Origin of the sequence: Bacillus sp. MSP13 (genome assembly GCF_000815295.1) — a bacterium.
Lineage (GTDB): Bacteria > Bacillota > Bacilli > Bacillales > Bacillaceae > Bacillus > Bacillus vallismortis.
The window spans coordinates 19,571-35,422 of record NZ_JXAQ01000009.1 but is presented as its reverse complement, the minus strand read 5'-3'; the positions used below and the strand labels follow the sequence as shown (position 1 = coordinate 35,422).

The 15,852-nt window shown below is 42.8% G+C and carries 16 protein-coding genes, 2 pseudogenes and 1 riboswitch; of the genes and pseudogenes, 4 read left to right on the top strand and 14 right to left on the bottom strand.

The features are described 5' to 3' along the window. Window positions 1-7: 7 nt before the first annotated feature. Window positions 8-133, bottom strand: a pseudogene (locus tag SC79_RS20980) (bifunctional hydroxymethylpyrimidine kinase/phosphomethylpyrimidine kinase); the annotation flags it as partial. A 293-nt stretch (window positions 134-426) separates the two neighbouring features. Next, window positions 427-530, bottom strand: a riboswitch (TPP riboswitch). Window positions 531-848: 318 nt separating this feature from the next. Further along, a complete protein-coding gene (locus SC79_RS09905) occupies window positions 849-1,133 on the bottom strand; it encodes an LCI fold-containing protein (protein ID WP_039074883.1) in 285 nt (94 codons plus the stop codon). Window positions 1,134-1,585: 452 nt separating this feature from the next. Between SC79_RS09905 and SC79_RS09900 the strand changes: the two are divergent. Next, window positions 1,586-1,765: pseudogene (locus SC79_RS09900) on the top strand (DUF255 domain-containing protein); the annotation flags it as partial. Between the two features lie 293 nt (window positions 1,766-2,058). On the opposite strand, the gene SC79_RS09895 reads toward SC79_RS09900, so the two are convergent. Next, window positions 2,059-2,508, bottom strand: coding sequence for an AraC family transcriptional regulator (locus tag SC79_RS09895; RefSeq protein WP_039074881.1), 450 nt, complete (start codon window positions 2,506-2,508; stop codon window positions 2,059-2,061). A 228-nt stretch (window positions 2,509-2,736) separates the two neighbouring features. Here SC79_RS09895 and SC79_RS09890 point away from each other — a divergent pair, with 228 nt between their 5' ends. After that, a complete protein-coding gene (locus tag SC79_RS09890) occupies window positions 2,737-4,806 on the top strand; it encodes a thioredoxin domain-containing protein (protein WP_039074880.1) in 2,070 nt (689 codons plus the stop codon). Here SC79_RS09890 and SC79_RS09885 read toward each other — a convergent pair. Next, the gene (locus SC79_RS09885) at window positions 4,803-5,702 is read right to left on the bottom strand and encodes a CPBP family intramembrane glutamic endopeptidase (RefSeq protein WP_039075000.1); all 900 of its coding nucleotides are present in this window, start codon (window positions 5,700-5,702) and stop codon (window positions 4,803-4,805) included. The two genes, SC79_RS09890 and SC79_RS09885, sit on opposite strands and share 4 nt — an antisense overlap. Before the next feature lie 227 nt (window positions 5,703-5,929). Between SC79_RS09885 and SC79_RS09880 the strand changes: the two genes are divergently transcribed. Beyond that, a complete protein-coding gene (locus tag SC79_RS09880; protein ID WP_039074879.1) occupies window positions 5,930-7,285 on the top strand; it encodes an MFS transporter in 1,356 nt (451 codons plus the stop codon). 33 nt (window positions 7,286-7,318) lie between these two features. Here the strand turns inward: SC79_RS09880 and SC79_RS21530 are convergent, their stop codons facing one another. The 10 genes from SC79_RS21530 to SC79_RS09835 all read right to left on the bottom strand — a co-directional run bounded on the left by SC79_RS21530 (window position 7,319) and on the right by SC79_RS09835 (window position 14,698). Continuing rightward, on the bottom strand, window positions 7,319-7,669 hold the full coding sequence (locus SC79_RS21530) for a hypothetical protein (protein WP_269422340.1): 351 nt from the start codon (window positions 7,667-7,669) through the stop codon (window positions 7,319-7,321). A gap of 13 nt (window positions 7,670-7,682) precedes the next feature. Next, window positions 7,683-7,961, bottom strand: coding sequence for a hypothetical protein (locus tag SC79_RS21525; protein ID WP_156122668.1), 279 nt, complete (start codon window positions 7,959-7,961; stop codon window positions 7,683-7,685). 77 nt (window positions 7,962-8,038) lie between these two features. Then, window positions 8,039-8,797, bottom strand: a complete 759-nt coding sequence (xth, locus tag SC79_RS09870; protein WP_039074878.1) for an exodeoxyribonuclease III — start codon at window positions 8,795-8,797, stop codon at window positions 8,039-8,041. 60 nt (window positions 8,798-8,857) lie between these two features. Then, a complete protein-coding gene (rpsR, locus tag SC79_RS09865; RefSeq protein WP_010332656.1) occupies window positions 8,858-9,097 on the bottom strand; it encodes a 30S ribosomal protein S18 in 240 nt (79 codons plus the stop codon). 43 nt (window positions 9,098-9,140) lie between these two features. Next, window positions 9,141-9,662: a single-stranded DNA-binding protein SsbA gene (gene ssbA / locus SC79_RS09860; RefSeq protein ID WP_039074877.1), complete on the bottom strand. Its 522-nt coding sequence runs from the start codon at window positions 9,660-9,662 to the stop codon at window positions 9,141-9,143. Between the two features lie 40 nt (window positions 9,663-9,702). After that, complete coding sequence (rpsF, locus tag SC79_RS09855) at window positions 9,703-9,990, bottom strand: 30S ribosomal protein S6 (RefSeq protein WP_014115888.1); 288 nt, start codon at window positions 9,988-9,990, stop codon at window positions 9,703-9,705. A gap of 110 nt (window positions 9,991-10,100) precedes the next feature. Further along, entirely contained in the window at window positions 10,101-11,201 is a 1,101-nt protein-coding gene (gene ychF / locus SC79_RS09850; protein ID WP_039074876.1) for a redox-regulated ATPase YchF, read from the bottom strand. 126 nt (window positions 11,202-11,327) lie between these two features. Continuing rightward, a complete protein-coding gene (locus tag SC79_RS09845) occupies window positions 11,328-13,331 on the bottom strand; it encodes a molybdopterin-dependent oxidoreductase (protein ID WP_039074875.1) in 2,004 nt (667 codons plus the stop codon). A gap of 50 nt (window positions 13,332-13,381) precedes the next feature. Beyond that, window positions 13,382-13,588: a DUF951 domain-containing protein gene (locus tag SC79_RS09840; protein WP_039074874.1), complete on the bottom strand. Its 207-nt coding sequence runs from the start codon at window positions 13,586-13,588 to the stop codon at window positions 13,382-13,384. Between the two features lie 93 nt (window positions 13,589-13,681). Beyond that, window positions 13,682-14,698: a YkvI family membrane protein gene (locus SC79_RS09835; protein WP_039074873.1), complete on the bottom strand. Its 1,017-nt coding sequence runs from the start codon at window positions 14,696-14,698 to the stop codon at window positions 13,682-13,684. Window positions 14,699-15,226: 528 nt separating this feature from the next. On the opposite strand from SC79_RS09835, the gene yyaC reads away from it, so the two are divergent. After that, a complete protein-coding gene (gene yyaC, locus SC79_RS09830) occupies window positions 15,227-15,844 on the top strand; it encodes a spore protease YyaC (RefSeq protein WP_039074872.1) in 618 nt (205 codons plus the stop codon). Window positions 15,845-15,852 lie beyond the last annotated feature (8 nt).

The following is a 15,852-nucleotide window of genomic DNA, read 5'->3' as shown; positions in this document are numbered from 1 at the left end:
ACACTCCTTAAGTCGTTGTCTCCTGATAAATGATTGAGCGATACGCGAAATGATTTGTAGGTCCTTGGCCCTTCCCAATTCCTATGGGATGTTTAATGGCTACTGAGATAAATTCTTTTCCTGTTGATACATTAGTACATTGACTTCGGTCAATGAAAGTCATTTAAAATTAAATTTGCTTAGTCAGGAACATGCGGCCACTCAATATTTCTTTCTTCCTCATAAGAATACTCTTTCCCCCATATTCCCTTGCCAAAAGAAGCACCGGATTTAACACACGAAAAATTTCATCTATAATTCTTTTGATACGTTGATCACTATCTGTGTTGATAGAGACGTAACAGGCTTAAGCAGCTATCATCCTTTCAACTAAATAAAGCCACTTTCATATGGAAAGTGGCTTAAATATAGATAAGATAAAAAATCTCTCTAATTTTTTCACTTTCCTACGCTGGTGTTAACCAAATCAGGTTCAAAGGGTCAGGACTTGTGTCTCTTCTCAGCTTCTAAAAGCTCCCCTAGTGGATAAAATATAAATATTTACTTTAATTCTAAACTATTCCATGTTATTAGTCAAACAATAGCGATACTTTTGTGACTTGACAGTAGATATTATTAAAAATAAAAAAGGATAACAATTTTGTTATCCTCCGGGTTGTTCTACATTTTTTTATTTTTAGCGTATGTATGATGCATGAACTTTTTCATGTTCTGACATGCAAATGGGAGAAGAACTTGCCACTTACGTTTTGTTTTCACCTCAATCGGCCGTAGCGAAACACATGCTGCAAAGCTGCACTCTTTTAGAGATGTTCTCTCAGCCTGAGGGGCTAAAAGCCCCCGTTGTCTTATCTACTTTTACTTTCATAATATGCATAATTTCCAGCTTTGCCTTTAAAGAAAAATGTAGTACCATAACGATCAAAACTATTTGCAAAAACGCCATTATCTGAATACATACATAATCTATTACTTGCGTCTTTAAATGGAGTTTTAGAACAATCCACAATTGAAGTAGCCTTCGCACGCATATCCCCATCCGTTGAATCATTTGTAGCAAGAGCTTGTCCAGAAACAGGTAAAAGCAATCCTAAAGATAAAGCAACTCCAGTAATTGTCCTTCTCAATTTCATGTGAATCATCTCCACTCTCAAGTTTTGTAATGCAACTTAATTATAAGAGGAATAACTATCCATTAAAAGGGTCTTGAATACTGTATTTGTAATAAAAAGTAATTTGGATAAATCAATACTCACCGTTTCACTTATAGATTCTATCACTTATAAAATAATTTACAGGATTTAGTTCGGTTTGAACGTAAAATCATATTGTCACGATTCTGAAATGAAGTGATACGATGGAGTCAGAAGTGTTTTCTCTCAAAGTACATATGATTCTAACAAGCTAATTTAGTGTTGAAGAATCTCAATTATGATGACATGAAAAAAGGGGGAGAGTGAGAAGGATGAAAAAGCTTTTTTCCAGCTTAATTGTTCCATCTTTTAAGTAAATCGGCTAATCTTTGTATTTATTCATAATTATTATGGTAACCTAAAGGCAAATAAAAAAGAAAGAAGGTGATCCCATGCCCACTAACAATAAACCCAATAGATTGATCGCTGAGAAGTCTCCATATTTACTTCAACATGCTCATAACCCTGTGGACTGGTTCCCTTGGGGAGAAGAAGCATTTGAAAAAGCGAAACGCGAAAACAAGCCTGTTCTGGTCAGCATCGGTTATTCAACTTGCCATTGGTGCCATGTCTATTAAAATAACCACCAAAAGCAACCAGTTTCGGTTGCCTTTTAATAAATTTAATGCGAATTTTTAGAAACCTAAGTTTAAAAACTTTTCTCTAACCTATGACCCTTAATATCTTCCTCAGACATGTCGAAACCACACTCAGGATAACGTTCAGGTGGGACCACTGCTTAAACATCAAATATCATATATGTGCCATTTACTTGTGGTAGTTCAATTGCAGTTAGATCTGAAATACATAGTAGGCCTAATATTGTTCGTCCTTTAAATAGAAGGTAGGAAATGTCCCTGCTTCCTTACTGTATAGGAATTAATATTTCACACAAATGACTATCAATCATTTGTGGAGTATATCTTTCTATAATTGGTTGCTCTCTTATTGATAGATTATTTCTTTCTATCTCAGAAGAAATATTGCCCCAAAAGTCTCTGACTGCCTCTTTTGTATGGTCAAGCAAGAAAACAGCGTATTTCCCACCAGAAAATCCCCCAACATGAGCTGGTTTTTTCACATTGAAATCTTTATTTATAACAACACAAACATCATAACGACATTCCTCTTTAGGAGTAATCTCTGGGTTATCTTGCGGTATGCCTAAAATTGTAGAATTATCAAATACATCATTCAATTTTGCCCACTTTTTAAAAGTCTCCATTAATTCTTTGTTTTGCTTTTCACCATACTCCCCAACATTTCTGAAATAAGCAATCCTTGATTCAGGTAATTCTTCAATTGTTATATTCAAATTTTAATCCTCCTTTCTTAGATAAGGTAATTCGATTTAAAATGTTTTTCAAGTCATTTTTTAAAATATTCTGATTATAGTATGGTTTAATTAATCAATTAGACAATATATTTCCGAAGATCCATAATAAGAAAGAAGAGATTACCTCAAAAGGTCTCTTCTTCTTGGTATATTAAATAATGTATAGACAATACTGAATAAAAATTTGTATAGAAAGAAGGTGATTCCATGCCAACTAACAACAAACCCAATAGATTAATCAATGAGAAATCACCATACTTACTTCAACACGCCCACAACCCTGTGGACTGGTTCCCTTGGGGAGAAAAAGCCTTCGAAAAAGCGAAACGTGAAAACAAGCCAGTTCTGGTCAGCATCGGCTATTCGACTTGCCATTGGTGCCATGTCATGGCCCACGAAAGCTTTGAGGACGAAGAAATCGCGCGCCTTCTCAATGAACGGTTTGTGGCGATTAAAGTCGATCGGGAAGAGCGGCCGGATGTGGATTCTGTTTATATGAGAATCTGCCAGCTGATGACCGGGCAGGGCGGCTGGCCGCTGAATGTGTTTATCACGCCTGATCAGAAGCCGTTTTATGCGGGTACATACTTTCCAAAGACGAGTAAATTCAATCGTCCCGGTTTTGTAGATGTGCTTGAGCATCTGTCTGAGACATTTGCGAACGATCGCGAGCATGTCGAGGATATTGCGGAGAACGCTGCTAAACATTTGCAGACCAAAACGGCGGCAAAATCGGGCGAAGGCCTTAGTGAAGCAGCGATTCACCGGACATTCCAGCAGCTTGCCAGCGGTTTTGATACGATCTACGGCGGTTTCGGGAAGGCGCCGAAATTTCCGATGCCCCATATGCTCATGTATTTGCTTCGTTATGACCACAATACGGGGCAGGAGAATGCCTTATACAATGTCACAAAAACGCTGGACAGCATGGCGAATGGCGGCATATACGATCATATCGGCTATGGGTTCGCCCGCTACTCCACCGATGACGAGTGGCTCGTTCCCCATTTTGAAAAAATGCTGTACGACAATGCGTTGCTGCTGGCCGCTTATACAGAAGCTTTTCAAGTTACGCAAAACAGCCGGTATCAAGAGATTTGCAAGCAAATCATCACCTTCATTCAGCGGGAAATGACCCATGAAGACGGAAGCTTTTTCTCCGCTTTAGACGCGGATACAGAAGGAGAAGAAGGAAAGTACTACGTGTGGTCAAAGGAAGAGATCCTGAAAACGCTCGGAGACGAACTCGGAACACTGTATTGCCAAGTATATGACATCACTGAAGAGGGGAACTTTGAAGGCAAAAATATTCCGAACCTCATTCACTCAAAGCGGGAACAAATCAAAGCGGATGCCGGGTTAACTGAGGAAGAGCTCATCCTCAAGCTTGAGGATGCAAGACGAAAGCTCTTGAAGACACGAGAAGAAAGAACCTATCCGCATGTCGATGATAAGGTGCTGACCTCATGGAACGCGCTGATGATCGCGGGTCTCGCCAAAGCCGCAAAGGTTTATCAGGAACCGAAGTATCTCAGCTTAGCGGAAAACGCCATTACTTTTATTGAAAACAATTTAATCATCGACGGCCGTGTGATGGTCCGGTACCGAGAGGGAGAAGTGAAAAACAAAGGCTTTATCGACGATTACGCATTTCTCCTATGGGCTTATCTGGACCTCTATGAAGCCTCGTTTGATCTTTCTTATTTAGAAAAAGCAAAGAAACTGACAGACAATATGATCGGCTTATTTTGGGATGAGGAGCATAGCGGATTCTATTTCACCGGACACGATGCAGAAGCCTTAATTGTCCGGGAAAAAGAAGTATATGACGGCGCCGTGCCTTCCGGAAACAGCGTGGCAGCCGTTCAGCTGCTGCGCCTCGGACAAGTTACAGGCGACTTATCATTGATTGAAAAAGCGGAAACGATGTTTTCTGTGTTTAAGCCGGATATCGACGCGTATCCGAGCGGCCATGCTTTCTTTATGCAAAGCGTGTTAAAACATGTGACGCCTAAAAAAGAAATCGTTATTTTTGGAAGTGCAGACGATCCAAACAGAAAACAATTAATCACTGCGCTTCAAAAAACCTTTAAACCCAACGACTCTATTCTGGTGGCAGAACACCCTGACCAATGCAAAGACATCGCGCCATTCGCGGCAGATTATCGCATCATAGATGGTCAAACAACCGTGTATATTTGTGAAAACTTCGCCTGCCAGCAGCCAACAACAAATATCAAAGAAGCCATTCAAACATTAATAAGCAGCAGGGATTAAGACCCTTGCTGCCTACTTTGTGATTTCTTGTGGTACCATATCGCGATTCCCGCAAACACAAGGTTGACCGCTATCGTAAATAAAGCCTCCCACATTGGGTCCCCCCGCGTAACGATAAATAAAGAAGGGATGCCTCCATACACACTGTTTTTTTCTGTGATAAACATACACAAAAACATATTATTCGCGGCATGGGCGCCAAGTGATATTTCAATACTGCCTGTTTTAATCGTGTAATAAGTCCACACAAAACCAAATGTTAAATACTCAATTCCTGCCCAGACAGCGCCATTGTTCATTTCTGGATTCGCAAAATGCAGTACGCCAAACAAACCTCCGACAATCAATATCAAGATAAGAGGATTTTTCGTCACTCTGCCAAAAGCTTGAAGCAAAAAGCCTCTGAAAAACAGTTCCTCAGCTGATGTCTGAATCGGAACCAAAATGAGAGCCGCCGCTAACAGCCAGATAAACCGTGAAGCATCAACATCCTGCATGGAATAGCTGCCGGGATGAATCATATAATCAATCAATTGTACAGCAATTATCAGCAAGAAATAGGCAATAAAGCCAAAGGAAATTCTCCGCCAATTGATCCTAGCGTTTGGCGTAATGACCGATCGAAATGGCCGTTTCAGAATAAAGCGCACAGCCAGCCATACTCCCGGAATCGCAAATAAATAAATGACATGAGCCAAATAAAGATCGACCAGTGGATCACTCAGCACAGCTTCATCCAAATCAAATGTGATATCAGGATTCACAATAACCGTAAACAGTATAGCGAAAAGGTAAGCAATATTCCCGAATACATATAAACCTACCATCACCAAAAAGGCGAAAAAATATCTCCACAACGTATTGTTTCCTTCTAATGGACGGATAAATGAATTCATTCCTTCTACGTCTCTTCCTTTCAATGAGAATATTCCTATATATTTGCATAAATTGGTCTTCAAATCTACTGTTTTGGAAATCTTTTAAGCTAAATGTTAATAAAGAGTGCGAATTTAGTTCTTTCATCTAGTGATTTGAACTCTGTCGCCAAAGAATCAAGCTACTTATAATGATTCCCAAGAGGTAGTGTTCCATCTTTTCTTACTACTCAAAAGGAGGGTTTTAAATGAATCCAATCTTCAAACAGAAGAATAAACACCCTTTCTCAAACGCAGCGAATCGTTTAGACCGCCTGCCGATTTCTCGCGCTCACTTTCAAGTCTTAACTGCTCTCGGCATTGTTTATTTCTTCGATCTTGCAGATTTATTTACCCTCAGCAATGTGGCGCCTGCACTGATTGAGCATTGGCACGTCCCGCTTTCAACCATTGCCAATATAACGGCGGCCTCGTTTTTAGGCATGTTTTTAGGTGCATCACTGGGTGGAAGGCTTTCCGATCGAATCGGCCGCAAAAAAGCCTTACATCTATTTGTCTTCGTTTTCTCCATCGCATCGCTATTCAATGCCGCAGCATGGGACATCCCGTCTTTAATGGCATTCCGTTTTCTCACCGGATTTGGTGTCGCAGCGGCTATGGTCATTACCAATAGCTATTTGGCGGAGTTTTTTCCTTCCAGTGTCCGCGGGAAATATATTTCTTTCTGTGCCATGATTGGACTAGTCGGCGTTCCGATCACCAATATTGTGTCTGCCTTTGTCATTCCGCTCGGTTCATGGGGATGGAGGCTTGTATTTGTATGGGGTGCCGTTGGCCTTATTTATTTTTTCTTTATCCGCCGTCTCGAAGAATCACCTCGCTGGCACGAAAACCGCGGTGAATACGCGAAAGCCGATGCGATCCTCAACAGAATTGAGGCTCAGGTTGAACAAGAGAAAGGCCCGCTTCCGGCACCAGCTCAGCCTAAAGCAAACAGTACCGTTCAGAAGCATGCGGGTTACGCAGGGTTGTTGAAAGGAAGAAACCTCAAAATCACCATCGTTTTATCTGCTGTATGGATTTTTGAAACGTTTGGATTTTACGGATTTGCGTCATGGGTTCCAAGCCTCTTAAAAAGCAATGGTGTCACCATGGAAAATACATTGTGGTATAACGTGCTGCACTCCGTCGGCGCTCCGCTTGGCGCACTGCTCGGTTCGATGATTTCTGAAACATTTCAAAGAAAATGGATTTTAGCCGCCAGCGCCTTTTTGACAGCCATCGCCGGCCTCTTATATGGCATGACTTTTATTCCGATCATGATCATTGTGTTTGGTTTTATCGTGAATATCACGGAACGGGTTTTCACCTCGAACTTATACGCCTATACGTCAGAACCTTATCCGACTGAATACCGCTCGTCAGGCAGCGGTTTAGCCTATGGCCTCGGCCGCTTTTCAAACATCTTTGGCTCATTGCTCGTCGGGTTTATCGCCGTTCAGCTCGGCTATATCAGCGTTTTTTTATTTATCGGCGGCTGCTGGCTCGCATGCTCCGTGCTGTTAATCTGCTTCGGCCCTAATACGAATGCAAAACAAATTTAATAAAGTCAGTGCGGACCTGCCGCACTGATCTCACTACAATTCCTTCAACACCCTCGCAGGATTTCCTCCTACAACCGTATGGGCAGGTACATCCTTAGTGACAAGAGATCCTGATGCAATCACCGCATTATCACCGATCGTCACTCCCGGGTTCATCACTGCCCGCTCACCGTCATTCATATCATTGCATCCAGACAGCATATGACGGTCTTCCAACCTTCCGCGGATGACTTTATAGGCCGCAGCTTTATCAGCCGTGCTCGGACTCCTGTCGGCTTCTCTCACGCACGTAAAAGCAATATTCTCATGTCCCCGGCTCTTTAGATAGCGAACGCTCTCGGCATACGCAGCTTTTCTGTCATTGTACGCACATGGGACATCAATGTCTCCGGTCTCCTCACATTCGATGATCGGCCCATACGCCTGCTATTGCTGTCCCAGTCATTGGCGCGGATGTCATGATGAATCCGTCTATTTTCTTCGTTCTTAACAGCTCTAAATAGTTGAATGCAATAGCGGAGTTATAATTGGTGGGGAAGAGGACCGTTGCATTCTCATGCTGATAGGTCGACTCGGTGATTCCGTTTACGATTTTATCAAAGCAGGGACAATCGCTATAAGGAAGTTGGTGAACAAGTTTTCTCTTTTCTTCAGAAACATATGGATGTTGATTCAATACAACCAGTCTTGCAATCTCTTTCTCCCTTTTTATATAAAAAAGCAGTAAGTGTAAATTCCTTACTGCTTATCTCATCATATATTAATCATTAGTTCAACAGGGCAATGGTCGGAACCCATGACGTCCGCTGATATGCTAGCATCCTCAATCTGCTCCCTAAGCCTTTCGGAAACCACAACATAATCGAGACGCCATCCGATATTTCTGTCTCGAGCGCCGGCACGATACGACCACCAGGAATAAGCACCTTCAAGATCAGGATAGGCGTGGCGGAATGAGTCTATAAATCCAGCTTCTAAGAAACGGGTGAATGCCTCTCTTTCTTGATCAGAAAACCCAGCGTTATTCCGGTTCGCTTTTGGGTTTTTCAAATCGATCTCCTGATGAGCTACATTCAAATCACCACATAAAATGACAGGTTTTTTCTGATCCAATTCAAGAATATAAGATAATAAAGCCTCTTCCCACTGCATGCGATAATCAATCCGCTCCAAGCCCCTTTTAGAATTGGGCGTGTAAACGGTCATCACAAACATATTTTCAAATTCCAGCGTAATCACTCTGCCTTCTTGATCGTGCTCTTCTATTCCGATCCCGTACATAACCCGCAGCGGCTCTCGTCTTGAAAAAACAGCCGTGCCAGAATACCCTTTTTTCACTGCATAATTCCAATACACATGATAGCCTTCAGGCTGAAGATCGACCTGGCCGTCCTGTATCTTTGTTTCCTGAAGACATATAATATCTGCATCCTCTTCTTTCAGATAAGAGAGGAAATCCATCTTTCTCATCACAGCCCGCAGGCCGTTTACATTCCAAGAAATCAGCTTCATGTTTCATCCCCCTATAAAAAAGAGCAAGAACCCGAAAGTCCTTGCTCTTTACGTATCAGCTTACTCACCAGTTACGTATGGAAGTAAAGCCATTTGACGAGCGCGTTTGATCGCTGCAGTCAATTTACGTTGGTATTTAGCGTTTGTTCCAGTTACACGACGTGGTAAAATTTTACCGCGCTCAGAAACAAACTTTCTAAGAAGATCTACATCTTTGTAGTCGATGTGCGTGATACCGTTAGAAGTGAAATAACACACTTTACGGCGTTTCGCACGACCGCCTCTGCGTCCTCCTGCCATTGTCATTTCCCTCCTTTCTGTTTTAGATTAAGCGATATTCTCATTAGAATGGAAGATCATCATCCGAGATGTCAATCGGTTTGCCGTCGTTGGCAAACGGGTCATCATTAAAGCTGTTTCCCTGATTGCGTCTCTGGTTGTTGTTCTGATTTCCCCCGAATGGATTATCATTTTGGCCTCCGCCAAAGTACTGGCCTCCGCCGCTGTTTCCTTCGTTGTATCCACCTGAACCAGAACCGCCGCCGCTTTTAGGCTCAAGAAACTGAACACTTTCAGCTTGAACTTCGGTCACGAAGACACGCTGTCCTTGCTGGTTTTCATAGTTTCTTGTTTGTAAACGGCCATCTACGCCTGCAAGGCTTCCTTTTTTCAGGAAGTTCGCAACGTTTTCGGCTTGTCTTCTCCAAGTGACACAATTAATGAAATCGGCCTCACGTTCTCCGGACTGGTTCGTAAATGTACGATTCACAGCAAGAGTAAACGTAGCAACAGCCGCACCGTTTGGCGTATAACGAAGCTCTGGGTCTTTTGTCAGTCTTCCGACTAATACAACTCGGTTAAGCATAAGAAAGACCACCTTTTACCATTATATATTTCAAAATTGCTTATTCTTCTTCTTTAACAACAATGTGGCGAATGATATCGTCACTGATCTTAGCTAGACGGTCAAATTCTTGAACTGCCGCAGCATCAGCTTGAACGTTTAAGATTTGGTAGAAACCGTCGCGGAAATCGTTGATTTCGTAAGCAAGACGACGTTTACCCCAATCCTTTGTTCCAGTGATCTCCGCACCGTTAGAAGTCAGAACGTTGTTGAAACGCTCGATAACTGCTTTTTTAGACTCATCGTCAATGTTTGGGCGGATAATGTACATAACTTCGTACTTTCTCATCTGTTTGCACCTCCTTTTGGACTAAGCGGCCCATAATGGGCAAGGAGCAATAATTCTATTACTCACAATTTTATATTATACCAAAGCTCTTGTCCCTTTACAACTGCATCCTATACATTAAATCGGAAATGAATAACATCTCCGTCTTGGACCACATATTCTTTTCCTTCGAGACGGACTTTCCCTGCTTCTTTGGCTCCTGCCATACCGCCGCCCGCAAGAAGATCCTCATAGGCAACCGTTTCAGCACGAATGAATCCGCGCTCAAAGTCACTATGAATAACGCCTGCACACTCAGGGGCTTTCATGCCTCTTTTGAATGTCCAAGCTCTGACTTCCTGTTCTCCGGCTGTGAAGTATGTTGCAAGGCCAAGCAGAGAGTATGACGCCTTGATCAGCTGATCAAGACCTGATTCTTCAATGCCAAGCTCTTCAAGGAACATTTGCTTTTCTTCGCCTTCAAGCTCGGCGATTTCGGATTCGATTTTCGCACAGACAACGATAACTTCAGCGTTTTCACCGGCAGCGTACTCGCGAATCTTCGCTACATTTTCATTGCCAGACGGGTCAGCCACTTCCTCCTCGCTTACGTTCGCCACGTACAAAATAGGCTTCGAAGTCAGTAAATGAAGCTGCTTTACAAGCTTTTGCTGCTCTTCTGTAAACTCAACAGAACGAGCAGGCTTTTCATTCTCAAACGCTTCTTTCAGTTTAGACAGAATCTCAAACTCGAATACAGCGTCTTTATCTTTTTGCTTTGCAAGTTTGCTGACGCGTGTTATCCGCTTTTCAACTGTTTCCATATCAGCGAGGATCAGCTCAAGGTTGATCGTTTCAATGTCATCAATCGGATCAACTTTCCCGGAAACGTGTGTAATGTTGTCATCAGAAAAGGCACGGACAACGTGGCAAATCGCGTCAACCTGGCGAATATGAGAAAGGAATTTGTTACCGAGTCCTTCTCCTTTAGACGCGCCTTTTACAATCCCTGCAATATCAGTGAATTCAAAAGCAGTCGGCACAGTCTTCTTCGGGTTGACCAGCTCAGTCAGCTTTTGCAGACGATCGTCCGGCACTTCTACAATTCCCACGTTCGGATCAATCGTGCAGAACGGGTAGTTGGCTGATTCGGCACCGGCCTGTGTAATTGCGTTAAATAATGTTGATTTCCCGACGTTCGGCAAACCGACAATTCCAGCTGTTAAAGCCATTCTTTCATCTCCTCTATATAAAACCGTCATTGAATAAACGTATTTTGAACCTAGAGCAATTATAAGGAGGTTCACTGGAAAAGACAAGCTGACAAAAAAGCATTTTCAGCCTGTTGATCCCATTGATTATGCTTTTTTCAAACCTACCAAACAGTCAAAAAGCGTACTTCCCATTCCATTATCGGAATTTGTATCGTTTGTCAGGGTATTGACTGAACCTCCAAAAGCCGCCCACATACCTTCATCTATGTTAATCGTCTTCGGGTGAGCCTGCTTCATCACCTTCACCTTGCCCTTTAAGCGCCCGCGGTCATTAAAGATGGCAACAGCATCTCCATCCTGAAGATTCTGCTCAGCCGCTATATCTGGAGAAATATCGACCTGAATGTGCTGAAGCTTTTCGATAAACGGCACATGCTGAGAGTGATTAGAGCGTTGCGGATGAATGGACAGCAGCGTGTAAGGATACTTGCCAGCTAACTGTTCATTATGGAAAACGGATTCTTCAGGTACGTTTAAATGAAGCAAACCGCTAAATCCTTTTTCCTCAGCTAACGACGAAGTAAATTCAAATTTTCCGCTCGGTGTCAAAAACTGATAATCATCCCACGGAACCTGCTTGACTGGAAGAGGGAGATGGCCTTTTTCTTTCAATCGCTCAAGCGTCACACCCTCTTCTTCCAATGAAGAAAGCCCCATCTCCAAAAATTCTTCAGTGCTGTGGTCAAACAACTCGCCAAATCCAAGACGTTCTGCAAGCTTTGTCCAGATCCAGCTGTCCGATTTCGCTTCACCCTGCGGCTCAACAAGCTTCTTCCCGTACTGAACGTAATGATGATACATACTGGAATAATAGATATCCTCTTCTTCAAAAACAGTGGCAGTCGGCAACACATAGTCACATAGCTTTGCCGTATCTGTCATAATCGAATCAATCGCCACCGTCATCGGTATGTTTTCAAAGGCTTGTCTTACTTTATTGGTATTTGGCACCTGAGTCAGCGGATTCCCGCACGTCACAATCATCATCTCAATCGCAGGATCAGCAGCCGTCAGCACCTCTTCAGCCTGCGTCATCATTGAAAACGAACGTGATGCTGTTTTTAATTCCGGCAGCGTCAGCTTCGTTTTCGCAAAGCTTTCACCGATCTGGACATTCCCGAAATTCGCGCCTCCGCCTTTGATTCCAACATTTCCGCTTGCCGCTGCAAGTGCATCAATCCAACGAATCGTTTCGCCGCCGTTTTTATATCGCTGCATGCCGAGCCCCATAAAGGTAGAAACCGGGCCATCTGCATACAAACCAGCCAAATACGCCAGTTCCTCCATAGACGTTTCTGTTTTCACAATAAACTCCTCTAAAGAAACCGTTTCTAATAGCTTTTTCACATCATCAAAACCGACAGAGTGCTCAGAAATAAACGTCTCATCGGTTCTTCCCGTCTCAATCAGAACCTTTAAAACAGCTGCCGCAAGCCAGCCATCCATTCCGGGCTTGACAGAGATATAGCGATCTGCAAGTTTGGCAGTCGGGTTGAAGATCGGGTCAATCACCGTAATTGTGGCTCCCTTTTTCTTCACCTGCTGCAAGTGATGGTATAAGTGCATATTTGTTCTGGATACATTTCTTCCCCATACAACAACATGCTTGCTGTTATAAATATCAAGCGGGCCGTGTCCGTACGAACGGCCGAAATCCCAGCTTTGCGCCTCGATACCGGAGCCCCAGCATATGCTTCCGACGATTTCAGTCACGCCGCCATATCCATTAAAAAAACGCTGATCGAGCGCCTTTAACAAACCGTTATTGGCATAATCATGGCTGTGCAAAACAGCAGTCGTTTCCGACGTTTCTTTGATCTCCCGAAGCTTGTCGGCAATTTCATCAAGCGCCTGCTCCCAGGAAATCCGCACAAACTCGCCATTTTGTTTTTTCATCGGATAGCGAAGCCGCTCAGGCGAATTTGTTTTTGTCTCAAGCATTCTGCCGCGTCCGCAGATCTTGCCTTCCGTAATCGGATGGTTCGGATCACCGTCCACTTTTGTTACTTTTCCCTCATCAACAGTCACCAAAAAGCCGCAGCTGTCCCAGCAATTCAGCGGACAAGCTGACTGATGCACTTTGCCCATCGCCGTCTTCTCCTTACCTTGTATATGAAAAAGCATGAGTGCCGGCCTTTTTATGAAGTAGGCTCCTCATGCTTGACTAGTACTTTTTTTAGTTTTCTTTCAAATTCTCTTCTCGGAATCATCACACTGTGAGAGCATCCCTCACACTTAACTCGGATATCCATCCCCATGCGTATAATTTTCCAGCTGTTCGCTCCGCATGGATGCGGTTTTTTCATTTCTACGATATCATTCAGGCCAAAGTCTTTATCCGCCAAGACCCTTCACCTCTTTTCATAAACTGCTGTATCTATTGTACAAAAAAACTGATCAGAAGAGCAATTAAGATACCCGAAAAGAAATACATCCTCTTATTTCCATTTACTTAAAATAGGATATAACAACAGACAAACTAACAAGTACAAATTCAGCATCCCATATATCGGATACAAGAATGCGATCAATTCAGAAAATCCAAAAGAAGTAAAAGGCACCATCAATGCTAATAGAATGAATACAATCATCCATCTCGGCATATGAACAAGCGCCATCAGCCGGCTTGAGAGCCCAAGCAATCCCGCTACCGTCGTTGTATAAATCGCTAGGCACAAAACCGCCGTCATACATAAAATAAGGAGATAAGGAGAATCCTCCAAGACGGCAAACAACGGGATTTCAAACTGAGAAAGGGAGCCCGCCAGCTCCACTAACGTCTCATTATAAACAAATGAGATCACGCCAAAAACAAGACCGCTTGCCACACTGGCGATTTTCGCTTCACCGAGGCCTTTCATTTCTTTTCCCACGGAGGATAAAATCGCGACAACAGAAAGAATGTTTAAAGAGGTGAACGTAATGCTTGCAGGCCAGTTATACTGCCTAGTCAAATCAATTGTCCATGTATGGTGATGGGTGCTCTGAAAGGAGATCAGCGCATACAGCAAACCCGCAACTAATACAGGAATGATAACGCCATTTACTGATAATATCCCTTTCACATCCCAGAAAAACAAACACACAGTCACGATACAAATCAGCGCGATTCCCCACCAGAAAGGAAGCTTGTACATTTGCAGGGTCACACCGCCTCCGGCAATCATCACCATAGTCGTCGAAAACAAATAAAAAACGATGAGGACATCATAAATTTTCGCCAACCATGGTCCCATCAAATGCTCCAGAACCGGCAAAAAATGAGTGGATTTTACCGTAAAACTAATTTTCATCACAATATAAGATGAGAACATGAACATGATTGTAAACAGCACAATAGCAAGTCCGCTTTCCACTCCAAAAAACTGCCATATCTCCTGACCGCTCGCATATCCGGCCCCGATCAGGCTCCCTAATATGAGCAGCATCCACTTCATTCCGGCTCTCCACAACATCATCACCTCATAGCACAGAGTTGGGCTTGTTCCCGCTATTGTTACTATATAAGTATCTGAAAGCAAACATGCCATATTTTCATATACATCAGGAAATTATCATCCAAAATACACATAAAAAAACTGCCGATGCAGGCAGTCAAAAATAAGATATTTAGAAAGAAACCTCATTCTTCACTTTCTCTCATGTATACATCGCCATCCAGAAACCCTTTTCCACCGATTGAAGGATAATAAATATCACTTCTGATACCGGAACCTTTCAATTCGTCGCCATTTAGATAACTGGTATACACTTCCATATATGCTCAAATGTTTTGTAAGCAAACCCTAGCTTGATCGTATCGAGACATTTGGGCACAATACTTATCATTAACCCGCTAATGACGCCCTCTATGAATAAAAAATATCCGGCTCTATACACGAAGCATAAAAGATCGTACTGCTGGATATACTGTAAACAACCTTACATATCTAAACACACACCACAGCCACTTTGCTACCTACTATAACAAGGAAGTGAAACCTATGAATCGAAAAGGCGGGCTTTTTTCCTCTCAGGAACGAGTAAAGCAATATGTTTCACACACGGATGCAGCCGCAGTAAAACAGATCCAAACCATCCTTTCTTCATCCTTGCGGAAAGCTGCCGGCAAACCCATTATCGTGGTTTGTATCGGAACAGACCGTTCAACCGGTGATTCATTAGGCCCGCTCGTAGGAATGAAACTCAAACAAATGCAGCTCACTAGATTTCATGTCTATGGCACTTTATCTGATCCTGTCCACGCTGTGAATATGAAGGATAAAATTCAAGACATTCAAAAAATACATAAAAACCCATTCATTATAGCAGTCGATGCATGCTTAGGACGCGTTAAAAGTGTAGGTTCTTTTCAAATCGGAGAGGGACCACTAAAGCCGGGAGCCGGTGTGCAAAAGGACCTTCCTGAAGTGGGAGATCTTCATATTAACGGAATTGTAAATGTGAGTGGTTTTATGGAATACTTTGTTTTACAAAATACAAGGCTGCACTTGGTCATGAATATGGCAAATGTTCTTGCTGAAGGATTGAGTGCAACTGATCGGACAGGGTGGAGGCACGAACGCCTGAGCCCGCTTCAAAGGATCACCGGGCGCATCTAATTCAAAAA